Genomic DNA, 15,650 nt, shown 5'->3' on the forward strand with positions numbered 1-15,650 from the left:
CCACCCCATCTAAGGGATAGTTAGAAAGAATTCATCATCAACAAAAAGTAAAAAATAAGGAGAGATTATTTTCTCTCCTTTGCATATGCCACAAGAACTTCTTTGATACCCCACTTAAATGCAACAACAATAGCAATTCCCCAAGCCAATGGTCCTATAAGGAGGTAGAAGATGCTTGTATCGATGAGCATTGCATCAAGTGCTAGTAATATCAGCACAAGTGCAAGGAAACCCCTGAGCAATGGAACCCAGACGTTTGCTCCTTCGACTTCCATTCCCTCGAGAATACCTGCCAAGTAATCTGTGAGGAAATCAATTGCCAATAACCCAATTACCAGTATCAAAATACCTGCAAATAGATTAGGTATGTAATTAAGAATGGATACTAGGAAATCGGATACTACATTGAGGCCCAAGATATTTGATGCAGCTAGAATAAAGATAATGTATCCAAAAACTTTAACGATACCTGCGATTATGCTGGATGTAGTCAATTCTGCTGCTTCAAGACCTTTTCCAATACTGCTCTTCCCAATCTTTTCATCAACACTTGATGCCTTCACGATATTCTTTACCAAATCAGCCAGGAAATCAACTACAAGCAATCCAATGATCAATGTCAGCAGTGCTGAAGCAATCAGAGGAAGGAATAGGATAATCTGGGTGATGAAATCTGCAACTACCTGTATCTGCAGAAGATCGATAATGATCACTCCAAAGATGATGTAGATGAACCAACGAATTATGGCATCAAACATACCTACAGTACTTGTCCCAGTCTTTTTGATCATACCACCTAAAGACGTCTTGTCGATCAAATCGTCCAGACCGACCTTATCCAGAGCTTTTGATCCGAGACTACCAAGTGCTTTTCCGACAAACTTACCGACTATCAGTAATACGATTACAGCTACAAGCGTAGGTATAAACGAAATAAACTGATCCGCCATCACATAAAAACTGTCCAGTATAGCTGATTCTACCATTTATATACCCCCGTATATATTTATTTTATTGGAAGAGACGATAAAAAGAATAGATCTCCAACTTTTACCCATTTAAATATAGGGTTTTTATGGATATAAACATTCTCAATAACTGCCCTTTGTACGAAAAAGAGAACATTTGTCGACCGACTACTAAATTTTTTGGGCAAATCGCCTATTTGTTTCACTAAAACCGTGGAAGGGTTTTCAACTAGCAGATCAAATCTACAAATTGATTGAAAGAGGCAAGTTTGTATCATTTCCCTGTAATACGGGTTTAATGATCCATGTTTGAGAAATACAAACAACTTCTATAGATTTGATTTCTTGGTTGTGCGTGGAATCATCGACCCTTAGGCAACGGAAAGGTTCCCGTTTAGATAAAATAGTAGGATTTTTACATACCCCATTTATTGCACAACGAGTAAGCTTTGAACTTAGAGTTTCGTGTCAAAAAAGTAGCAAGATAGTCCAAAATTGATAAATGAAGCCGTCGGGGGGACTTGAACCCCCGGCCTGCTGATTACGAATCAGCCGCTATACCACTAAGCCACGACGGCACATTGAACTTACACCTAATAAGGATTTAAGAATTTAATCGTTTCGCCCAGATTCAGATTATCCGGACCTCGATACAGACATTATACTGATGCGGTGCATACGAACGCACCGTACGACATTCAACCACTTCAACACTCCGACCCACCTTTTTTGCTGCTGCTTCTATCAGACCTATGGAACTCTCATAAAGGTCATCTTCGTGGGTCATTCCATAGTAATGGATAATCCCTTGCGGAGACGTCACATAAATTGCAGCGTCCAGAAATGCATCAGCACTGTGGGGGAGATTCATGATAACATGGTCTGCAATTCCCTTGTAATTTAGGGCTATCTCGTTCGCATCGCCTTCGAAAACCTCGATATTTTCGATGGAATTGAGCTCCACGTTCTCTTTGAGAAAATGGATAGCATCAGGGTTCTTGTCCATTGCAATGACCTTTTTGCATTTTTTGGCAATCGGAATGCTGTATGGACCGACACCTGCGAACATGTCGAGGACAACATCATCTTCACTTATTTGTGAAACAATGCGCTGGCGCTCTGTTGAAAGACGGGGGGTGAAATATGCGCGCTCGAGATCTACTTTGTACTTGAAACCGTGGTCCTTATGAACTGTTTCCGTCCTCTCTTCTCCAGCAAGTACTTTGAACCTGCGGGTTCGGAACTCTCCTTCCACAGCTGACACTGCACCAAGCACGGTCTGCACATTCTTGTGCACCTTCAGGAGTGCATCTGCGATCCTTTGTGCCTCCGGTTCGTCAGCTTCGATAAGTGCGATATCACCTACGACCTCGTAACCCGGAGTAAAACCCAGGATGTCCTCAAGTGCAAGGATCTTTTCATGGGATTCGAACTCACGTTCAACCTGTTTTGCGCCTTCGGGAAGCTCAGCCAGTTCTTCCGGGGTCAGCTCCCTTTGAATAGGAATGTAAAGCTCCCCATCTTCACTGGAGATCTTCAGGGACTTGTCAAGGATGTCAAGCTCCAGAAGAAACTTTCTGGCAGGTTCACCTTTCTTTATCGGGATTGCAATACAGGGACACTTCAAAATACATCTCTCCTTGAAAATATCGGCATATTGGCTGTCAGGATCATCCTATGGCGAACCATGAGCCGAACAATATCAGGAATAGTCCGCATGATACAAGAATATGCCTGTAGGTCTTCGGAGAGAACATACCCCTGCCACGGCTGAAAGATAGCGATACAGCAGTGAACCAGCCAAGATCTGCAAGCCAGTGGCCTACTATGAAGAACACCACAGCGACCATTCCAAGTTTCATGCTCTCAAGCACAAGAGCACTACCTGCTGCCAACCACCAGAGCCAGAAATAGGGATTTGAAGCAGAGGTCACAATTCCTGCGATCAGTGAATTGGAAACAACTTTGTCCTGTCCGTGAAGTTCTGCAGCTGAAGCTTTTGCCCCTCGTATCGTCATGATACCAAAAATTATCAGGACTATGCCGCCGGCCACCGAGATGAAAGACATCTCACGCTCACCCACAAGTGTGTTCATGCCTAAAAGTATCAGCACAAGCACCGCGCTTTCGATGATAGCATGGCCCAGGAACACTTCAGGTCCTGCTGTCCAGCCTTTCTTCAGTGTGCCGTCAATGGTCACAAATAGCATAGGACCAGGCACAAGGGCACCGGTCAGGCCTACTATGAAACCAATGAACAACATCTCGAACAGTTCTAACATGGTCACTAGAAAATTACGTTACTATATAATGTGATCGATTAGGTCCAATAGGTCGATCAGGTAAACTAAATCGATAGATCAATTAATAAGTCAGTCAGAAAAAGCTATAAATTAAAAATTTATGGAACGCAAAGACAGAATTTGTCTTTGCAGTCCTTTACTTTTTTTGTTCTTATTTTCAATTCAAGATCAGAGAATGATCTCGATGTCCAATTCTTCTGCGAGCTCTTTGTACCTGTTACGGATAGTGACCTCGGTCACACCTGCAACATCAGCGACCTCACGCTGGGTCCTGCGCTCACCGCAGAGAATGGATGCAATATAGATCGCAGCTGCTGCCACACCGGTTGGTCCACGGCCACTGGTGAGTTCCTTTTCAGATGCCTGACGAAGGATCTCGACTCCTCTGGACTGTACCTCACCCTTGAGGTTCAGGCCTGAGCAGAACCTTGGGACATAGTCTATTGGTGAAGTTGGCATAAGCTTGAGTGCAAGCTCACGAGAAATGAAACGGTATGTCCTTCCGATCTCTTTCCTGCTTACCCTTGAAACTTCTCCGATCTCATCCAGGGTACGTGGAACACTGCACTGGCGACATGCTGCATAGAGTGCTGCTGCTGCCACACCTTCAATACTCCTTCCACGGATGAGGTTCTTGTCAACTGCCTTCCTGTAGACCACCGCAGCAGTCTCACGTACAGTACGTGGAAGACCTAATGCGGATGCCATACGGTCAAGTTCTGACAAAGCGAACGCAAGGTTCCTTTCGGTAGCATTGCTTACGCGTATCCTACGCTGCCATTTTCTCAACCTGTATAACTGAGCACGGTTCTTGGAGGAAATTGACTTCCCGTAGGAATCACGGTTCCTCCAGTCGATCATAGTAGAAAGACCTTTATCGTGTATGGTGTACGTCATTGGTGCACCCACACGAGAACGCTTCATACGCTGGTCATGGTCAAAGGCACGCCATTCCGGACCTTCGTCAACGAATTCAGCATCCACTACGAGACCACAATCTGCACATACCAGTTCGGCACGTTCATAGTCCTGCTCAAGGTTTCGGCTTCCACATTCCGGACACTCGATAACCTTGTTCTCGACTTCAGCGGTCTTTTCTTTCTCTTTACGTGCCTTAATCATTGCACGTATCTTTTCTCTCTCTGAAGTATCAGAATATCTTACTCTTTCAACTTCCACCATATTATCATTGCCTCGATTTTCCCAAAATTGCTAATTGTCGATCCACTTAAAATAAATGTACAAATGTACTAATAAATGTAATAAATGGACTTATTTGATGTACACTTTCTCATTGAGGTACTTCTTCAATTCAGATCCCGAAACATCTCCAAAGACCTTAATAGTAATATAAGGAGAATTAACAGGACCGATAACACCGCTCACTTTACCGATGCGTTTAACAGATTTGTCAACAACAAACGTATTGATACGAGGAAGATCCCTCAAAGATGTATCTGGTCGTATGTTGTCCCCTCTAACAAGCAAACCCTGATGTGCAACTACTTGCACTACCGTTCCAAGTCGTTTCATGTATCTCTTGCCATCAATATATAAGTTAAATTGTTGATATATATACATACCATACGTAGTATATAAGGTTATCGCAATCTCTTTAATAATCCAGAAAAACTCATTACAAAAAGATGATTATATCCAGATCATAAACATAGCAAAAAATGCTAACTAATGACACATATTTACAGGAATCAATGAAATCGTGTGCATATCAGGCATGACAATGCCTCACACGGATATAAATTGTTTTCTGACAATATTTAACATCATAAAATGCCGCAAATTTTGAAAGTAAACATATTATAATTGACAAAGTCCAAAGAAAGCATATAAAGATTTTGGTTAACCCTTCATGAAATTTACCCTATATCTGAAACATTACCATAAAATAACAAAAAACACCGATAACACTTAATACCAATCACACAATAAACGGCAATGTCGTCTGGATATGTCCAATAAGACAGAATCTGGAAGACCATGGATATTGAAACTGATTTCAGCCATATATCCGGATCATTAAATACATAATTACGCTAGCCTAACCCATAATCAAAATATCTTCCCGTGGGAGGAAAACTTAGTGGCAGATAATAAATTTGTGTACCTTTTCGGAAACGACGAAACTGAAGGCAAAAATAGTATGAAAGACCTGCTTGGGGGCAAAGGAGCCAACCTCGCAGAAATGTCAAATCTGGGAATACCAGTTCCGGTTGGGTTTACGATCACGACCGAGGTCTGTACTCTTTATCTTAAGGACAAACATTATCCTTCAGGTCTTGAAGAGCAGATCAATAATGCCATAAAGGAGCTGGAAAACACTACAGGGAAGAGATTTGGAGATCTTAACAATCCATTACTTGTTTCTGTACGCTCAGGTGCCCGCGTGTCCATGCCTGGAATGATGGACACTGTACTAAACCTGGGACTTAACGATAGTTCAGTAATAGGCCTTGCCAATAAGACCGGCAATGACAGGTTTGCTTACGACAGCTACAGAAGATTCCTCACAATGTTCGCAGACGTCGTGCTTGGCATCGAACACGAGAAGTTCGAGTCGGCACTCACTGCTAAAAAGAAGGATAAAGGCGTCAAACAGGATACAGACCTTGATGTAGATGACCTAAAGGAACTTGTTGAAAACTTCAAGGGAATTATAAAGGAAGAGACCGGAAATGACTTCCCCCAGGAAGCAAGACAACAGCTCCAGATGGCCATTGATGCAGTGTTCGGTTCATGGAACAACCAGCGTGCAATCACATACAGGCGCCTGAATGGCATCCCCGGACAATGGGGAACTGCAGTGAACGTACAGAGCATGGTCTATGGTAACATGGGAGAAAGCTCCGGAACAGGAGTAGCATTCACAAGAGACCCTGCAACAGGTGAAAAGAGATTCTTCGGAGAATACCTCATCAATGCACAGGGAGAAGATGTCGTTGCCGGTATCAGGACACCTCAACCGATCAAAACCCTGAAGAACAACATGCCCGAGGTCTACGACCAGCTTGTGGACATCTACATGAAACTGGAGGATCACTTCAAAGACATGCAGGATATCGAGTTCACCATTGAGAAAGGCAAGCTTTTCATGCTGCAGACAAGGACCGGAAAGAGAACTGCAGCTGCAGCCATCAAGATCGCGACCGATATGGTCGAAGAAGGACTTATCGACAAGGAAACAGCCCTTACAAGGGTAGAACCTGCACAGGTTGACAGGCTCCTACACCCAAATATTGATCCTGACGCAACACCGGATGTAATTGCTAACGGTCTCCCTGCATCCCCGGGAGCTGCTGTGGGTGAAGTAGTTTTCACAGCAGAACATGCCGAAGAAAGAGCAAAAAAGGGCGAAAAGACCATCCTTGTGCGTGCTGAGACCTCACCCGAGGACATCGGTGGCATGAATGCTGCAGAAGGTATCCTTACAGTACGCGGAGGAATGACCTCACATGCAGCAGTCGTTGCAAGAGGTATGGGTAAGCCATGTGTTGCAGGCTGTGGCGAAATTGTAATTGATATGAAAGAGAAGGTTTTCCACATTGGAGAACATTCCATCAACGAAGGAGACATGATCTCCATTGACGGATCCACAGGAGACGTCATTCTCGGAGAGGTTGACCTTATCCTGCCAGGCGTTACAGGCGAACTTGAACAGATACTCTCATGGGCTGATGAGGTCCGAACCCTCAAGGTCAGGACAAACGCAGACACTCCACACGATGCACAGGTCGCACGCGACTTTGGTGCAGAAGGTATTGGACTCTGCAGAACAGAGCACATGTTCTTCGGAGAGGACAGGATTCCTGCTGTACGTGAAATGATCATGGCAGAAGAGATCGATGTAAGAAAAGCAGCATTAAAGAAACTTCTCCCAATGCAGAGAGAGGACTTTATCGGAATATTCAGGGCAATGGAAGGATTCCCTGTGACCATCAGGCTGCTTGACCCACCACTCCACGAATTCCTGCCAAACCATGAGGAAGCAATTGAAAAGCTGGCAGAACTGAATGCTAATGATGCCACACAAACCGAACTTGACAGGGTCAAGAAGATTATCGAGCGTATTGAATATCTCAAAGAGATGAACCCAATGCTCGGTCACAGAGGATGCCGCTTAGGGATAACATATCCTGAGATCTATGAGATGCAGGCACAGGCCATCATTGAAGCAGCATGTGAGCTCACAAAAGAAGGCATGACGATCGTGCCTGAGATCATGATCCCTCTGATAAGCAACATAGAGGAACTTGAGTTCGTCAAAAAGCATGTGATCGGAGCCGTAGAAGCAGCTATGGAAAAGGAAGGTCTCAAACTTGACTACATGGTCGGAACAATGATAGAACTGCCAAGAGCAGCACTCACAGCCGACAAGATAGCAAAGGAAGCCGAGTTCTTCTCCTTTGGTACCAACGACCTGACCCAGACAACCTTTGGGTTCAGCAGGGATGATGCAGGCAAGTTCTTACCATTCTACTTAGAGAGTGGCATACTCGAGGACGATCCATTTGCAGTACTTGACCAGGAAGGTGTGGGACAGCTTGTGAAGATCGGAATAGAAAAAGGACGTGCTACAAGACCTGACATCAAGATCGGTATCTGTGGAGAACATGGCGGAGAGCCTAAATCTGTGAAGTTCGGACACAACGTCGGACTGAACTATGTCAGCTGCTCACCATTCCGTGTACCAATTGCAAGACTTGCAGCAGCACATGCTGTGATCGAGAACAAGCAGTAAACGTAATTACACAATATCGTGTGGAAACACACGGTATTGGAAATCTTTTTTTACTTACATCTATCAGTTCACTTAGTTGGAACTAATTGATACCAGCTGAACTTAGCTACCGCTGATCAACTTATTCAATATTAACTAATTCAGCTCTACTTTAGGTTAAATAAAAAAGAGAAGAACATTCACCCATCAAGTGATGGGAATGCTCCGAACTCACCTTCATATCTGGAAACCATATCATCCCATGTAGGAAGGTCTGTCTGGCAACCAACGGATTGCACCGCAAATGATGCCACCGTAGCCCCGGCCTTGCCACAGACATCCAGCGGATATCCACGGGTGTATGCCACAAGGAATCCTGCACGATATGCATCCCCTGCCCCGGTCGGGTCCACTGCTTTTACAGGAACCACAGGGATCCCATACTCCTCACCGGATGCAAATATCCTGCTGCCTTCCGCATCGTAAGTGACGACTACAATGCCAATCTGTTCCTTAATATCATCAAAAGTGCTTTCGGTCATCTCACAGACACGCTTTATCTCATGCTTGTTCGTGAAAAGGACATCCGTGTTCTCAAGGATGACTTCCAGATTCTCTCTTGAATAGGTGATAAGGTCCTGTCCGGGATCAAATGACACGAACTTTGATTTCTGTGCGATCTTAGCATTAAAGTTTGGCTCAGATGTTGCAAGATGAACAAAATCAACTTCAGGAGGTTCTAGTTCCTTCATCTTTGCAGATGCTCCCCAGTAGAAGTAAGTTGATTGGTTGTGGAAAGGATCTGTGAAAACATAAGCTGCTGTTCCTTTCTCGCCTTCGAACCTGAAAAGCAGGGAAAGGTCTACTCCAAGCCCTACAAGGTGCTCTTCATACCCGGAGGTAACAAAATCATCACCAACCGCAGAGATCAGCTGAGAGTTTCCACCGAGAATGGAGATCGCTGCAACGATATTTGCAGCCCCGCCTCCGAAGAACCTCTGGTAATCGACTATCGGATATGATTCGTTCTGTGTTGCAATACCTTCCACATCAAAGAGAAGATCGATCGCAGCATGTCCTACTACAGATATCACATCAGACATCCAGACACCTGTTTATTCAAAATCTTCAACATCCACTACATGGAGTGGTACATCACGTAATGCCTTACCTATTACGGACTTCGCGATCCTTGAGGCGTGCTCTGCACTCTCTGCATCGAAAACCTTCATTTCAAGGACAAGACCGACAATTGCGGTATTAGCTGCAATAAAAACGCTGCCAAAAGGCTCATTGCAAGCAGGACAGAAAGTAGTTCCGACATCGACCTCTACAAAATCGAGTTGTGGGTTCAGTCTTTTTCCAGCTTCTGCAATGGCAACTCCAATAGCATCGTCTGCAGTATTTACGTCTCTTACCAACCAAGCAGCTTCAAGTGTAACATGATAATTTGTCATCGTTTCATTCTCTCCAGATATATCTTATCTTAAACCTTCATTGTCTTCTTTAATCTAATTTATTGAATGATGATCATATGGTGAACAGCACATCGTCGTCAACATCGAAAACACCCAGGCGTGCACCTGCATCCAGCCAGGCATGACCATAACTGAAACAGATAAGTGCATTTACCGGATCCTCAGACCTAATGAAATGCATACCGTCCTCATAGTAGGAACGTGCCATATTCTTATAATCCTCGGCAACCTTACGCATGTGTGATCGCTCAATTGGACTTATGTCCGCCTTTTCAAGTGCTTCCCTCAACAAACGTTCGTATCTTTCAACCTTTTCGTTCAGATCTGCTGTCACAATTACACCATCTACATATAGTATATTAATAAACCCATCCGTTGAAAAGTCATTTTTCGGAACCAAAGATCTTCTTGAAAAGTCCTCCACCTTCAGCCTTAGGCTGTCTATCAGCTTGCCTGCTGGGCTGTCTTTTCGGTGGCGGGCTACCTGCTTCAGCAGATCCTTCCACCTGCACAGGCGTAGAACTTGCCGGTGGCTGGCTGACAGGTTTAGGAACACTTTTCACAGGAGCCGGGGACGATGTCTGGGCACTTTTAAGAACGTTCACAGACTCACCACCATGCTTTGATTTCCTTACCCTGACATCTATAAGAACAGGCCTCTCGATGTCGTTGCTTACAAGCATAGCAACACCCGGAGGCAGGCGCATAAGTTCATCCTCTACAAAGGAGTTCACACCCTCAAGTCCTTTACTGATGGATTTAAGGTCGTTAGGGTTGGTCACTTTCATTATAACCTGAGTCCCGCACTGGGAAAGCACATTCTTGTCAATCCTTGCAGGACGCTGGGATATTACCAGCATACCAAGACCGAACTTACGCCCTTCTGATGCAATGGTACGCAGGACCTCAGAACTTGCAGTCTTACTGAACCCACGCTCCGGAGCAAAGTTATGCGCTTCTTCCACAACAAGCATTCCAGGCGGGATCGCGTTCATTTTACGTGCTTCAAAGAGCGCACTGCAAAGTTGTGCTACGATCATGCTCTGGAGATCCGGAGCCACGCCTTTAAAATCGATAACTGCGGCCTTGCCTTTCTGCATAAGCTCTTCCAGAGATGTTGGGGAAGAGGACAGGAGATCTGAATCCCGAATATCCTCAAGGAGGCTCATAACATTCCAGCGGGCTTTGCTCTCATTATTACTTACTTCGAATATTATGTCGTCAAGAGTATAGGTTTCCATTTCCGCACGGAGCTTCTGTATCGATTCGTACAGGATACCAATATGAGTACTGTTGAAGTTCTCCGGGAAGATGGAAGCAAGGTCCTTTGCGGTCAGATTGTTGCCGTTCAACCTGAACAGCTCATCAGCATTCGGATTTATTGCCTTGTTAGCAGGAGTATATATTGTTACATTGGAACCGTAACCTTTTGGAGATACACCGAACTTTTTGAAATCAGCAGACGAGGATGCAGGTTTTTTCATAGAAGCATATTCGCTATGAGGATCAAGTATCAAAAGAGGAACCTTGCGGTCAAGCAACTCCTCCAGCAACACTGCTGCTGTGTATGATTTCCCACTTCCGGTCTTTGCAAGAATACTGCAATGTTTCTGTACAAGGCTGTTCACGCTCAGGTGCACCGGAATATTAGTGCCATCGAGCAGACCTATGTACATCTCATTACCAGACAGGCCTAGTACAGAACTTATCAGATCATTGTCTGCCTTAAAAACATCATCTCCCGGACTGAAGGGAGTCTTAGGAGCTCTCAAAAGCCCGGAAGGATCACGACTTCCTATAACAGTAGCCTCTGCAACTATACGGTCAGAACTCTTCCTGTCCTTACTATCCTTCTTAAGTTCCTCAAAGGCTTTCTTAGCTTCATCAAAGGACTTTTTTACACTAACCTTATCACTGAACCTTTTGATCGAAAGCACCTGGCAAAGCACCCATCCATCGCCCTCATGCCAGGCCTTTACATATTCCCCTCGATGTACAGCCGTGCTGTCAGAAATCAAGAACTTAAAATCAAACGATCCGGTCTCACCTGAAATTATACCTACTGAGCCGCGCATCATATCCTCTCACCAAAAAAAGGGACTTCAGACTTATATCTATTGTGCTTTATGCCATTGCTATTGTTTACGAGAAGAAAAAGGAAAGACTAAAAGTCAACCCCTGATTTACTTACTGTCACAAAGACTCTCAGGCACCATAAAGCCTGTTCACCACGATGATCAGTCCACATCTTCAAGGATCGCTTCAGGTGCACCTGCAAGCTTCACAAGGGCTTCAGCCTCAACAAAGTGCAGTGATGCAGGAATTATAAGTATATGTAAAGGTTCACCAAAATCAAAACTTTTTAAGGACTGGGCATAGTCCGCCTTCACCACAGGTGACGGGGAACCTGCACGTGCTATACCGACAGAGATACGATCGGTCATTACACCTTCACCGCGTTTACCCTCCACCTCGAGCAGGATCTCAAGAGCTTCATTCACTGTCATGTAGCCCTTGTCTTTATCAATATCAAGGAACACTGCCGTATGAAGGCCGTTATCCATGTTCATCTTTATAGTATCATACGGTGTTTCGGATACCACCCTGCTGCCACGGCTGGTGACATAGGGATGAGGAACAGTTGCCGCTTTTCCGAAACGATAGTTCTGGAGACCTGAGAGACCGCATATTGCAGATGCTATGGAAGCACCGTGAACAAGGGAAGTCTCAATACCCATATCAAGTGCACGAAGACGTAGGTCCACATGAGTCGTGGATACCATGGTGTCACCGCCGGTCAGGAACACGACATTCATATCTTTTGCATCGGCGATCCATTCCTCTGCATGCTGTTCAACATCTTCCCTTGAAAGGACAGTGATCTTTTTCTGGTAGAGCTCTTCCATCTTTTCAAGATCAGTCCCCATAAGAATGGAAGTATAGAATTCCACATAGACCTTATCCGCATTATGGATCTTCTCAAGTCCTTTTAGTGAGATGTCTTTTTCATCAAAAAGTCCGAGTCCTACAAAGTCGAGCATAAATACGCTTAAAACCAGCTTGTATGTTAAAGTTTTTGAGTATCAAATATAAAGCCAGTATAATCGTTCGAAATGCTTTTATAGAACCATACACAGTTAGTTTCAATCAATTTTAGTAAAATCACTATACCAGTTCATATATTAGATCATCAGGAGGTTCATATCCAATGGTAGGTCAGCCAGCAATTATAACAGATCCAAGGAAAGAACATACGCAGGGCAAGCAGGCTCTCTTCGCAAACATCGGTGCAGCAAAAGCAGTTGCAAATATTGTAAAAACAACACTTGGTCCAAAAGGAATGGACAAGATGCTTGTAAATGCGGTCGGAGATATTGTACTCACCAACGACGGTGCAATGATCCTTAAGGGTATGGAGATCGAGAACCCAACTGCAAGAATGATAGTGGAGATCGCAAAGACACAGGAAGACATCGCAGGTGATGGTACCACCAGCGCAGCTGTCCTTGCAGGAGCACTTCTTGAGAAAGCAGAAGAATTGGTCATTTCCGGAGTTCACCCTACAATAATAATCAAAGGTTTCCTTGCAGCTGCAGGTAAAGCTTCAGAACTTCTTGACAACTATGCCATAGATGTCACAAAAGAGAACAAGGATGTCCTTTTAAAGATCGCAAAGACCGCAATAGCAGGCAAATCCGCAGAAGCTTACGGTGACCACATTGCACAATTATGTGTAGAAGCAGCACTGGAAGTCGCAGTTAACGGAAAGGTCAATGTAAAGGAAAATATCCTGATCACACAGGACCCTGGCCACAAGATCAGTGATACCGAACTTCTTGAAGGCATCGTCATCAACAAAGCACGCCTTCATTCTGCAATGCCATCGATAGTCGAGAATCCAAAGATCGCACTTCTGGCTTCAGACGTATTAGTTCAGAAAACAAGGAATAAATCAACTTTCCAGATCAGTTCCCCAGAGCAGTTGACACAGTTCGCTGCACAGGAAGAAGCAGATTATGAAAAGATGCTCGACACGATCATAGACACCGGTGCTACTGTAGTGGTCGGAACAAAGAACATCGACCAACATGCTGCAGACTATTTCCAGAAAAAGGGGATATTTGCTATCAGACGTGTCAATGAAGATGACATGAAGAACATCTCAAAAGCAACAGGTGCACACATCGTCAAGAACATCAATGACATCACCGAAAAGGACCTTGGAACCGCAGGCATCATTGAGCAGATAGGAGCATTCGATCTCGGTAAGACATACATCAGGGATTGCCACAACTCAAAGACTGTAACCCTTTTCCTTAAAGGCGCTACAGAGCACGTTACTGACAACCTCGAACGTACAGTTGATGATGTATTACAGGTACTCAAGGATGTTATTGAGGATGAAAAGATCGTCCCTGGTGGCGGTGCATCCGAGATAGAAGTTGCACAGGGACTCCGTGCCTTCGCAGCCAGTGTTGGCGGTCGTGAACAGCTTGCAATCACAGCATTTGCAGAAGCAATGGAAGTAATACCAAGAGAAATTGCAGTAAATGCAGGAATGGATGGTATTGACACGATCCTTGCACTTCGTGCAAAGCATGGTGAGATCAAGAACGCAGGTCTTGATGTTTACACAGGCGACATCAGCGACTCTCTCGAAAAGGGAATCATCGATCCTCTCAGAGTAAAGAAACAGGCCATCAAGTCAGCTTCAGAAGTTGCCAACATGGTACTTCGTGTCGACGACATGCTCAAAGCACAGAGAAGAGAAATGATGGACGTCAACCCAGAGCACAACATTCACAACTACGACGCCCTTGGATTGTAATTTGATATTAAATGGATTGTAAGGGAAACCTTACAACCCATAGAACTTTTTATAATCTTCTATCGCTTTTTTTGCCACTTCAGGATAATGTTCTATCATATAATCGATGAACTCATCCCTTGAATTGCAGCCTTTTACAATATCAATCATCCCTGAAGCAAATTTCTGCGACCGGAGGTTGTCCTTTTCAACCTCAAAGGTCAGGCAAAGAGCTTCGACAGGAAAATGTTCCCTCCGGATATGAGGCGATACCGACCCCATAAGCACACCATTTTCAAGAATACTGAAACCAGGGGCACCCACATTGCTTAACCGGTCTTTAGAGATCAGTTTGCAGAAATTCTCTTTAGAATAGGAATGCAGTTCCACATAGATGTCTGGCCTGTACTTCTCAACAACGTCAACAATTGCCTTCCCGACCCCGGAATAGTAATCAATGTCAAGTGTAGAAATGTATTGCCCCCTGTTAACTACCAGCAGGAGTGCCAGAGTACCTGAAACAGGTCGTTCGAGGTTTAGCAGGACAGATGATGTATCACGCCACTCCGAACCATGTAGACCTGCAACAAAAAGCCGGAAAGGACGACCCTTTCCATATAGCTTCAAAAGCATTGATAACCTTTCCCTGGCGAACGAATTTAATCCATAGCTTCCCGAACACCTGTCTTCTGGCCAACAACATAGATCTCCTGTTTATGGGATTCCAGAACATGCAGGATATCAATCCCAAGTTCTTCCACCTTTGAAAGCAATGGTGTTCTGTCACATTTCTTTGTCACCTTGATAACCTGAAGAACTTTACCCCCATCCTTCAGCAGTGGAAGCACCCGTTCAAGAGCTGACAAGGAGACCATAGGTTCCAGTGTCATATCACTCAGAATTACATCCACAGGTTCCTCTGAAAGCTCCGCAAGAGGAACACTAAAGACATCATCAAAAATTACGGATACGTTCTCATTCTCATGAGCAAGCTGGCCGAGCTCGGACCTGAAGTCATGACTGAACTCCAGACCATGGATCTTACCGGCGATCTCTGATGCGAACGTGATGAAACCACCTGCACTTGAACCAAGGTCAATGATACTATCACCTTCACTGATGAGCCCCGTTTCTTCCTGGATCCTCTTTAACTTGAAATAACCTTTTGGCATATCGAGACCTTCATCAACCTCGATATTATCATCTATAGAAACATCCTTTGAAGGCTTTGTTACAACATTACCATCCATCCTCACATGACCACCCTTAATAGCCTGTTTGGAGCGAGCACGGGACTTGAAATGACCCATTTCAACAAGATATGCATCCAGTCTCATGAATTAATGAAGGTAAAGAAAC

The 15,650-nt window shown here is 44.5% G+C and carries 14 protein-coding genes and 1 tRNA gene; 2 read left to right on the plus strand and 13 right to left on the minus strand.

The window, feature by feature from the left end; all coding sequences use genetic code 11:
• Positions 1–65: 65 nt before the first annotated feature.
• The 6 genes from LI82_RS07925 to LI82_RS07950 all read right to left on the minus strand — a co-directional run bounded on the left by LI82_RS07925 (position 66) and on the right by LI82_RS07950 (position 4,804).
• On the minus strand, positions 66–986 hold the full coding sequence (locus LI82_RS07925; protein WP_048194842.1) for a mechanosensitive ion channel family protein: 921 nt from the start codon (positions 984–986) through the stop codon (positions 66–68).
• A 488-nt stretch (positions 987–1,474) separates the two neighbouring features.
• Positions 1,475–1,546 (minus strand) — tRNA-Thr (locus tag LI82_RS07930).
• Positions 1,547–1,599: 53 nt separating this feature from the next.
• A complete protein-coding gene (locus LI82_RS07935) occupies positions 1,600–2,595 on the minus strand; it encodes a class I SAM-dependent methyltransferase (protein WP_048194843.1) in 996 nt (331 codons plus the stop codon).
• Between the two features lie 43 nt (positions 2,596–2,638).
• Positions 2,639–3,250: a LysE family transporter gene (locus LI82_RS07940; protein WP_048194846.1), complete on the minus strand. Its 612-nt coding sequence runs from the start codon at positions 3,248–3,250 to the stop codon at positions 2,639–2,641.
• Between the two features lie 189 nt (positions 3,251–3,439).
• A complete protein-coding gene (locus LI82_RS07945) occupies positions 3,440–4,453 on the minus strand; it encodes a transcription initiation factor IIB (protein ID WP_048194848.1) in 1,014 nt (337 codons plus the stop codon).
• A 90-nt stretch (positions 4,454–4,543) separates the two neighbouring features.
• The gene (locus tag LI82_RS07950) at positions 4,544–4,804 is read right to left on the minus strand and encodes an H/ACA ribonucleoprotein complex subunit GAR1 (RefSeq protein ID WP_048196125.1); all 261 of its coding nucleotides are present in this window, start codon (positions 4,802–4,804) and stop codon (positions 4,544–4,546) included.
• Positions 4,805–5,372: 568 nt separating this feature from the next.
• Here LI82_RS07950 and ppdK point away from each other — a divergent pair.
• Positions 5,373–8,027, plus strand: coding sequence for a pyruvate, phosphate dikinase (gene ppdK, locus LI82_RS07955; RefSeq protein ID WP_081955788.1), 2,655 nt, complete (start codon positions 5,373–5,375; stop codon positions 8,025–8,027).
• A 179-nt stretch (positions 8,028–8,206) separates the two neighbouring features.
• Here ppdK and LI82_RS07960 read toward each other — a convergent pair whose 3' ends face one another.
• The 5 genes from LI82_RS07960 to dph5 form a co-directional block, all read right to left on the minus strand.
• Positions 8,207–9,109: a carbohydrate kinase family protein gene (locus tag LI82_RS07960; RefSeq protein ID WP_048194850.1), complete on the minus strand. Its 903-nt coding sequence runs from the start codon at positions 9,107–9,109 to the stop codon at positions 8,207–8,209.
• 12 nt (positions 9,110–9,121) lie between these two features.
• On the minus strand, positions 9,122–9,463 hold the full coding sequence (locus LI82_RS07965) for a DUF555 domain-containing protein (protein WP_048194852.1): 342 nt from the start codon (positions 9,461–9,463) through the stop codon (positions 9,122–9,124).
• A gap of 73 nt (positions 9,464–9,536) precedes the next feature.
• Positions 9,537–9,818, minus strand: coding sequence for a DUF357 domain-containing protein (locus LI82_RS07970; RefSeq protein WP_048196129.1), 282 nt, complete (start codon positions 9,816–9,818; stop codon positions 9,537–9,539).
• Between the two features lie 49 nt (positions 9,819–9,867).
• Entirely contained in the window at positions 9,868–11,562 is a 1,695-nt protein-coding gene (locus tag LI82_RS07975) for a helicase HerA domain-containing protein (RefSeq protein WP_048194854.1), read from the minus strand.
• A 159-nt stretch (positions 11,563–11,721) separates the two neighbouring features.
• Entirely contained in the window at positions 11,722–12,525 is an 804-nt protein-coding gene (gene dph5, locus LI82_RS07980) for a diphthine synthase (RefSeq protein ID WP_048194855.1), read from the minus strand.
• A 167-nt stretch (positions 12,526–12,692) separates the two neighbouring features.
• Between dph5 and thsA the strand changes: the two genes are divergently transcribed.
• The gene (gene thsA, locus LI82_RS07985; protein WP_048194857.1) at positions 12,693–14,312 is read left to right on the plus strand and encodes a thermosome subunit alpha; all 1,620 of its coding nucleotides are present in this window, start codon (positions 12,693–12,695) and stop codon (positions 14,310–14,312) included.
• A gap of 30 nt (positions 14,313–14,342) precedes the next feature.
• Here the strand turns inward: thsA and LI82_RS07990 are convergent, their stop codons facing one another.
• Both LI82_RS07990 and LI82_RS07995 read right to left on the minus strand, forming a co-directional pair.
• On the minus strand, positions 14,343–14,924 hold the full coding sequence (locus LI82_RS07990; protein ID WP_048194859.1) for a DUF2119 domain-containing protein: 582 nt from the start codon (positions 14,922–14,924) through the stop codon (positions 14,343–14,345).
• Positions 14,925–14,950: 26 nt separating this feature from the next.
• Positions 14,951–15,628 carry a S4 domain-containing protein gene (locus LI82_RS07995; RefSeq protein WP_048194861.1) on the minus strand — a complete coding sequence of 226 codons (678 nt, stop codon included), beginning with the start codon at positions 15,626–15,628 and terminating at the stop codon, positions 14,951–14,953.
• Positions 15,629–15,650: the final 22 nt, after the last annotated feature.

It is taken from the genome of Methanococcoides methylutens (assembly GCF_000765475.1).
Lineage (GTDB): Archaea > Halobacteriota > Methanosarcinia > Methanosarcinales > Methanosarcinaceae > Methanococcoides > Methanococcoides methylutens.

What these genes read in the sequence shown, in the direction of transcription:
- thsA (WP_048194857.1), top strand. Translation starts at nt 12,693, where the DNA reads ATGGTAGGTCAGCCAGCAATTATAACAGATCCAAGGAAAGAACATACG.
- LI82_RS07945 (WP_048194848.1), bottom strand. Translation starts at nt 4,453, where the DNA reads ATGGTGGAAGTTGAAAGAGTAAGATATTCTGATACTTCAGAGAGAGAA.
- LI82_RS07950 (WP_048196125.1), bottom strand. Translation starts at nt 4,804, where the DNA reads ATGAAACGACTTGGAACGGTAGTGCAAGTAGTTGCACATCAGGGTTTG.
- LI82_RS07940 (WP_048194846.1), bottom strand. Translation starts at nt 3,250, where the DNA reads ATGTTAGAACTGTTCGAGATGTTGTTCATTGGTTTCATAGTAGGCCTG.
- LI82_RS07960 (WP_048194850.1), bottom strand. Translation starts at nt 9,109, where the DNA reads ATGTCTGATGTGATATCTGTAGTAGGACATGCTGCGATCGATCTTCTC.
- LI82_RS07995 (WP_048194861.1), bottom strand. Translation starts at nt 15,628, where the DNA reads ATGAGACTGGATGCATATCTTGTTGAAATGGGTCATTTCAAGTCCCGT.
- LI82_RS07975 (WP_048194854.1), bottom strand. Translation starts at nt 11,562, where the DNA reads ATGATGCGCGGCTCAGTAGGTATAATTTCAGGTGAGACCGGATCGTTT.
- LI82_RS07990 (WP_048194859.1), bottom strand. Translation starts at nt 14,924, where the DNA reads ATGCTTTTGAAGCTATATGGAAAGGGTCGTCCTTTCCGGCTTTTTGTT.
- LI82_RS07925 (WP_048194842.1), bottom strand. Translation starts at nt 986, where the DNA reads ATGGTAGAATCAGCTATACTGGACAGTTTTTATGTGATGGCGGATCAG.
- LI82_RS07965 (WP_048194852.1), bottom strand. Translation starts at nt 9,463, where the DNA reads ATGACAAATTATCATGTTACACTTGAAGCTGCTTGGTTGGTAAGAGAC.
- dph5 (WP_048194855.1), bottom strand. Translation starts at nt 12,525, where the DNA reads ATGCTCGACTTTGTAGGACTCGGACTTTTTGATGAAAAAGACATCTCA.